2 protein-coding genes are annotated in these 1,850 nt (G+C 52.6%); one reads left to right on the forward strand and one right to left on the reverse strand.

Annotated features, from left to right (window positions below; translation table 11 throughout):
- Nucleotides 1-216 precede the first annotated feature (216 nt).
- On the reverse strand, nucleotides 217-924 hold the full coding sequence (locus tag ACR0BU_RS24640; RefSeq protein WP_299085875.1) for a class I SAM-dependent methyltransferase: 708 nt from the start codon (nucleotides 922-924) through the stop codon (nucleotides 217-219).
- A 190-nt stretch (nucleotides 925-1,114) separates the two neighbouring features.
- On the opposite strand from ACR0BU_RS24640, the gene ACR0BU_RS24645 reads away from it, so the two are divergent.
- The gene (locus ACR0BU_RS24645) at nucleotides 1,115-1,336 is read left to right on the forward strand and encodes a hypothetical protein (protein ID WP_480739288.1); all 222 of its coding nucleotides are present in this window, start codon (nucleotides 1,115-1,117) and stop codon (nucleotides 1,334-1,336) included.
- Nucleotides 1,337-1,850 lie beyond the last annotated feature (514 nt).

A 1,850-nucleotide genomic window follows, 5' to 3' on the forward strand; every position in this document is an offset into this window, starting at 1 on the left:
GATATTTTGTTTAACGCGGGATATCGAGCACGGGGCGGTGATCAAAATCCCTACTTTGGATTTGCCCTCAGTCACAGCTTCTGAGCCGCAGGGGCAAATTTTCTAGCCACTTCGGGGTCAGCCAACAGCTGGTCCTTTACTTGGCCTGACTGTCCCGAGACTTTGAGGTCGGACAAATTCTGGAGCATTTGACTTCACGGTTCTCGGTGTCTGCCTCTACTTCGGCGACAGAAGGTAGACGCACTGGTTCTCGATGCTTGCCACATAGGCCGCAACTTCGAACCCGCAACGGTCGAGCATTCGCTCAAAAACCGCTTTGCGGAACTCGGTCTTTAGCAGTTTGCCCGCGCTCGGCTCCTGCTTGCGAAGGTCGGCCCAGCGAGGACCATTCTGAGACACGTTGACCGTTAAGTAGACCTGACCGCTATCGTTGACGGCCCGGCGCAACTCCCGCAGTGTCTCCCGTGCTTCTTTAGGTTTCATGTGCGTCAGAACAGATCGCGCGATCACCAAGTCTGCTCCAAGATGCTCGTCGGCGATCTGCCCATAGGACGAAGCCCCTCCTAGGGGATTGTAACGATCGTTCTGGGCGTCGATGCGCTGGAATTGGTAGTTCCCGAGCGGCGCGATAATTTCCCTCGCCCACGTGATTTGCAGCTCTTGCACATCGATTCCGACGTAGCTCTTTGGCAGCTCGTCAGCAGCATCCAGACCGTGGAGCAGGCGGCAAGTCCCGCAGCCGAAGTCCAAGATAGCCATATCTTGAAGATCCAGCTTCGCGGGCCGATCACGGGCAAAGCTACCCAACGCTATCACGTGATTGATCGCCCGAAGAAGGTTCTCAGCGCTACAGAGATAAATGTCATCGTCGCGCTGGGTGGCTGAGTTCATCCGCAACGAGGCTGGAGGCAGTGGCAAAGTCATTGAGAGCCCGGATACATTTTTTCATTTATTGTTTCTTGAAACATATTGGCAATATTTGGTCTGGTTTGCTATTTTTGGAAAATACTGGATTTCTATTTTTGAATAGACGAATCCTATTGTTTGCGCGACTCAATCAATTGCGTATGCGCAATTCACTGGAAACTCTGGATACGAACATTTTTGCGAAGGATTGTCGCTTCCTGATACCGGCGATCTGCATGTTCTCTCTGCGGCAATCCAATGTGACGCTCAGCATATTGTGACCGAAAACATGCGAGACTTTCCCAAAGAGGCCTTGGAACCCTATGATATCGAAGCGATCGAGGCTGACGAGTTTTTGGCCGCTCCCATAAGCACCATCATCGTCGCGAATACTTGGCGCAGCTCACGCCGTCGGAAGCCAGCGGCCTGACCTGACGCTTACTGATCTACGGGGGGGGTGCTTTGCATTAGCGGCGCCATAGGTCGCACAGCTCCGGGCGCGGCAGGTCAGCAATCTGGGCTGGGGTGAATGTGTCCATCTCTGTCTCTGGCTTATCGGGCGGGTTTTGCGCTCCTACTGAAACAGCCCCGAAGGCATGGGGTCAGGACAGCTATGCTCAATCCGGCCTGTGTCGTCCAGTCGAAATCTGGTTAGGCGGTGTTGGCAAAATGACAGTCAGACAGGCGTAAGCATCACCATAGCCAATGTCTATCTAAATATAGGATTTGGGAATTTCCAGAATACAGCAACCTGGTTCTAAGGTTGGGCCAAAGATGAATTGATTGGCCGCTAAATGTTCGACCAAAAATCGCCGATATCCGCAATAAATTCAAACTGTTACTTGCAGTCTGGGTGGGTCTGGCGTATCATCGGTTCATCGGTTCATCGGTTCATCGGTTCATCGGTTCATCGGTTCATCGGTTCATCGGTTCATCGGTTCATC

The sequence above is a fragment of the Ruegeria sp. CK2 genome, from assembly GCF_056536585.1.